This is a genomic window from Halochromatium sp. (assembly GCF_054919635.1).
On the sequence record NZ_JBUDPI010000298.1, the window covers coordinates 1 to 4,723 of the forward strand.

General features: G+C 65.4%; 5 protein-coding genes. 4 read left to right on the forward strand and 1 reads right to left on the reverse strand.

The features are described 5' to 3' along the window. Position 1 precedes the first annotated feature (1 nt). On the reverse strand, positions 2-730 hold the full coding sequence (locus ACY693_RS15250) for a c-type cytochrome (protein ID WP_462322666.1): 729 nt from the start codon (positions 728-730) through the stop codon (positions 2-4). A 278-nt stretch (positions 731-1,008) separates the two neighbouring features. On the opposite strand from ACY693_RS15250, the gene ACY693_RS15255 reads away from it, so the two are divergent. The 4 genes from ACY693_RS15255 to ACY693_RS15270 all read left to right on the forward strand — a co-directional run. Further along, positions 1,009-1,632, forward strand: coding sequence for an SOUL family heme-binding protein (locus tag ACY693_RS15255; protein ID WP_462322667.1), 624 nt, complete (start codon positions 1,009-1,011; stop codon positions 1,630-1,632). A gap of 70 nt (positions 1,633-1,702) precedes the next feature. Continuing rightward, positions 1,703-2,650, forward strand: a complete 948-nt coding sequence (locus tag ACY693_RS15260; RefSeq protein WP_462322668.1) for an alpha/beta fold hydrolase — start codon at positions 1,703-1,705, stop codon at positions 2,648-2,650. 64 nt (positions 2,651-2,714) lie between these two features. Further along, positions 2,715-4,172, forward strand: a complete 1,458-nt coding sequence (locus ACY693_RS15265; RefSeq protein WP_462322669.1) for an isochorismate synthase — start codon at positions 2,715-2,717, stop codon at positions 4,170-4,172. A 107-nt stretch (positions 4,173-4,279) separates the two neighbouring features. Next, positions 4,280-4,723: thiamine pyrophosphate-binding protein (locus ACY693_RS15270; protein WP_462322670.1), on the forward strand; the 444-nt coding region annotated here is incomplete at its 3' end.

The following is a 4,723-nucleotide window of genomic DNA, read 5'->3' on the forward strand; positions in this document are numbered from 1 at the left end:
CTCAGTCCTTACCGAGCTCAACGATGTGATGGATCAGTGCCTCGGTTTCTGCGGCATCTGGTGCGCCACAGTGCTCAGCGGCGGTGTGCTCGCGGCGGCCCGCTGCAAAGTCGCTGATCTGTTTCTTCAGATAGGTTGGGTATTGGGCGATCAGCGGAGGGCCGACCTCAGTCAGTCCGTGTCCATCCTCTCCGTGGCAGCGCGCGCAGTTGGCTTGATAAGACTCAGCGCCGGCCTCAGCGAGGGCCTGCTTCGATGCGTAGGCGGTGAGCGCGGCTTGGCTCGGCTGGTAGGGCCACAGGGCGAGACTTGGCTGCGGCATGGCCGCGATGTGCTCGGAGACCAGGTCGATCACCGTCTCGTCGAAACGGTGATGCTTGAAGATCGGGATCATGGGCTTGTTGACGCGGCGCTGCGACTTGAAATCATGCAGCTGCTTGTCGATGTAATCGACCGGTAGCCCGGCGATGCGCGGGTACTTGCCCCCTGTACCCCCGGCACCAGCCTTGCCATGGCAGCTCTGGCAGTACCGATAGATGGCCTCTCCGGTGATCTCTGCCCCCGCATCTTGCTGGGCCGAGTCTGTTTGGGCGGCCTTTTGGGTGGCCTTGGCCTGGCCCGACGCTGAGGCTTCAGCATGCGGGGAGCCTGTTGTGGACCTCGGCTCGCCATTGCCCGTGGTCGGCGATTCTGCGACCGGCTGGCTGTTGTCCTCGTTCGCGTTGGTCATCGACGCTGCAGTGGTTGTTGCTGCCATTAGCAGCAACACAAGGCACAACAGGCAAGCATTGGAGTCGAAGCGGGAAGGCGCGGATTTGAACATCAGCGGACTCGGGTTGGTCGAAAGGCTATGCGTCTTTGAGACATCTCGGTCACCATCGGTCATCATAGCAGCCAGTGATGCCGCTGACCCCTGCCCAGCGGCAGGGGCTTGATGGCGGACAACGCACGCGGTTGGTCGTCATGGTTGAATCGCCGGTTCATCCGCCGGTCGGCTCGAGTCTGAGTATGAAACGTAAAACCCTGATCGCGATTGCGGCCCTGATTCCGCTGGTGATGATCGCCATCGCGCTGATCTCATTGCCCGAGCCCGATTTCGAGGTCGTCGAGACGGGCGATGGCTTTGAGCTGCGTCGTTACGAGCCCTTCAATGTGGCCCAGGTGCAGGTTCGAGCCGGCGACTTCGCAGCGGCAAGCGAGCGGGCGTTCGAGCTGCTGGTCGGCTATATCCAACGCGGAAACAGCGGCGGTCGCAACCTACCCATGATGGCTCCGGTGCGGCAGCAGGCGCTTGCTGATCCGGCTGGCAGCGCCGTGCCCGCTGGCAAGGGAGGCGAGCGGGATTGGCTGGTGCAGTTCGTGATGCCAAAAGAGTATCCGCTCTCCTATCTGCCAGCACCGCTGGATCAGCGGGTCTCGTTGCAGCGGCTGTCACCGCAGCTGGTGGCGGCTAAACGCTATGGGGGCGGTTGGGGTGAGGCCCGTTATCGCGAGGAAGAGGCGGATCTGATCGACGCCGTGTACGCCTCGGGGCGATCGTTGATCGGCGAGCCGATCTTCGCGCGTTACAATGCGGCCTTTGTGCCAGGGTTCCTGCGCCGCAACGAGGTCCTGGTCGAGGTTGCTGAGTGATCTTCCCAGACCGTCGGTTTCCAGCATATCCGCCGTCCAACGTCCGCTATTCAAACATTAGGTGAATCCCATGTCCGCAGTCACGGGAGTCTGTCTCGATTCCGGTTTTGGGCCACAGGCCACGGCCGACGACACACTGATGCGTCGTCAGGTTGATCTCCCTGAAGCCCTCGATGCGACGCGCGATCGCTTTGCAACCTCGCATCTCAAGGAGATCAGCTACTACGTTGGCGGTCCGGAGGATGGTCGCCCATTGGTGCTGTTGCATAGCGTCAATGCGGCGCCGAGCGCGTTCGAGATGAAGCCGCTCTACGACCATTACCGCGCGACCCGGCGTGTCTATGTGCCGGAGCTGCCTGGCTTTGGCTTCTCCGACCGCAGTGATCGGCAGTACTCGCCGGAGCTCTATGCCAACGCCATCGTCGCCTTCCTGACCAACGTGGTGCAGGCGCCGGCCGACGTGGTGGCCTTCTCGCTGAGTAGCGAGTTCGCGGCGCGCGCGGCGCTGAGCGCGAGCGAGCGCTTTCTGAGTCTGGCGCTGCTTTCACCGACTGGCTTCAGCGCGCGCAAGCTGCCCTCTGGCGGTGTCGGGCAGGCGATGCACCGCTTCTTCACCTTGCCCGGGCTTGGCCAAGGGCTGTACGAGCTGCTGACCAAGCGCCCGAGCATTCGCTATTTCCTGCGCCGAAGCTATGTCGGTGAGCCGCCGGAGGCCTTGGTCGACTACGCCTATGCGACCTCACACCAGCCTGGTGCCCGGCATGCCCCTTATTATTTCTTGGCCGGCCAGCTGTTTACTCGACAGGCGACCGAAACCCTCTACGCCAAGCTGCAGCTGCCCGTGTTGGTGCTCTATGACCGAGATGCCAATGTTGGCTTCGAGCTCCTGCCGGAGGTGGTCTCGAGCCATCGGAACTGGAAGGCGGTGCGCATCGAGCCCACGCTCGGCATCCCACAGTGGGAGCGGACGGCTGACTGCGCCGCCGCGCTTGACGCCTTCTGGGCAGAGCACGGATGAATCCACGGCAGGCCGCTGGCCAGCGCCAGCGGTCGCTGTGCCGGCAGACTAGGACCCTCCTCAGGTGCTCGCCCCGCTGCAAGTGCTCGATCAACTGAGAGCGGCCCTCTCCGAGGGCATCGCGGCGCTGCCGCTCGAGCGCGATCCGGGCCCCGCTCTCGAGTCCGACCCAGCACCCGATCTGGGCGCTGACCAGGCCGCAGGCCGGGGATCGAGCCCGGGACTCCTGTCCCTGGTGCTGGCACTGCCGCGGGTGCCGACCTCGCTGCCTCAGCTGGCCGGTCCGCAGTTCCAGTTTCAGCATGTGCATCATGATGAATTGCGTGCGGGCTACGGCTGCGCCGCTGAGTGGAGTGCCGGTGGCCCCGAGCGCTTGCAGCGGTTGGCGACGATCGCGCGCGGATTGCGCTCATGTTGGTACCGCGCCGATCCGGATGAGACCGGACTCGATGCCTTTGCGATGCTTGGCTTTGCGGCGACGGGCGATCCCGCGCCGATGGTCGAGGACCATCTGCCGAACGCGCTGCTCTGGGTGCCCGAGGTGGGTGTTCGCGCTGGTCAGGGCGAGGCGGCGCTGGTGCTGTCAGCACCGCGAACGGCTTCTGCCGAGGGCCTGTTGCAACGCTGGGGCGAGGCGCTCGACCGCTTGGTGCCAGGGCTGTACCGCCCGGTCGAAGGGCCTCAGGTCGCGGCAAGCCTGCGGCGCGACTTCGCCGAGCCGGATCAGCTGGGCTGGTCTCAGCTGGTTGAGCAGGCCCTTGCCGAGATCGATCGGGGACGGCTGCAGAAGGTCGTGCTGTCGCGGCGGTTGGATGTCTCTGGGACGCGTAGCTTCGATGTCGATCGCTTGCTCGGCGCGCTGAGCTGCCTGTTTCCGTCCTGCCAAGTGGTGCAGCTGCGTCGCAATGGCTCGAGCTTCGTTGCCGCGACACCCGAGCGCCTGCTCAGTCAGCATGGCCGAGAGATCGAGGTCGACGCGATCGCCGGCACTGCCGGGCGCGATGCGGATTCGGCCGCCGACGCTGCGCTGGGAAAGGCCCTCTGCGCCTCGGACAAGAATCTGCGCGAGCATCGGTTCGTGATCGACGCGATCTGCGAGGCGCTCGAGCCCTGTAGCACGGAGATTGAGACGCCAGCCGAGCCACGGCTGATGCAGCTCAGCAATGCGCAGCATCTCTGGAGTCCGATCCGCGCTTGTGCCGATGAAGGCGTCGATCTGTTCCAGCTTGCCGAACGGCTGCATCCGACGCCGGCGACCAATGGCCAGCCGCGCCATTCGGCGAGTGGCTGGCTACAGACAGGCGAGCCGTTCGAGCGCGGCTGGTACACCGGGGCGGCCGGGATTCTGGAGCCGGACCTAAGCGGTGAGCTATGGGTGCTGCTGCGCTGCGCCCGCCTCTGTGGCCATCACGCCGAGCTCTATGCCGGGGCTGGCATTGTCCAGGGCTCTGATCCGGCCACCGAGTGGGACGAGACCGAGGCCAAGCTCCGGGCCATGCTCAGTGCGCTACAGTACGCGTGAGCGGAGCCCACCAGCATAGGGGCCCGGCCCGCTCGTCTGCTGCGGAGCCCGACGCTGAAGCGGTCGGTGGCAAGTCTCCGGAGACTGCTGGGCTTGGAGCCGCGCCCATCGCAGCAGCGGCCGACCCTGACCTCGGTTGCCGCAACCTGCGCTGGGCGCTAGCCCTGCTCGAGGGGATGATCTCCGCGGGCTTAAGCCAGCTCGTGCTATCGCCGGGGGCGCGCTCGACACCGCTGCTGATCGCCGCGCAGCGTCTCGAGGCGGCGCGACGCTTGCAGTTGACCCCGATCTTGGACGAGCGCAGTGCCGGCTTCTTCGCGCTGGGGCTGGCGCGGGCGAGCTTGCGTCCAGTGGCGCTGCTTGCGACCTCTGGCAGTGCGCCCGCACACTGGTATCCGGCCGTGATCGAGGCCTCCGAGTCTGGGCTGCCCTTGCTGCTGCTGTCGGCTGATCGGCCGCCGCGGCTACAGGGCTGGGGAGCCAATCAGACCATCGATCAGACGCGCTTGTTCGGTGCCTTCGTGCGTGAGAGTCATAACCCTGGCTTGCCT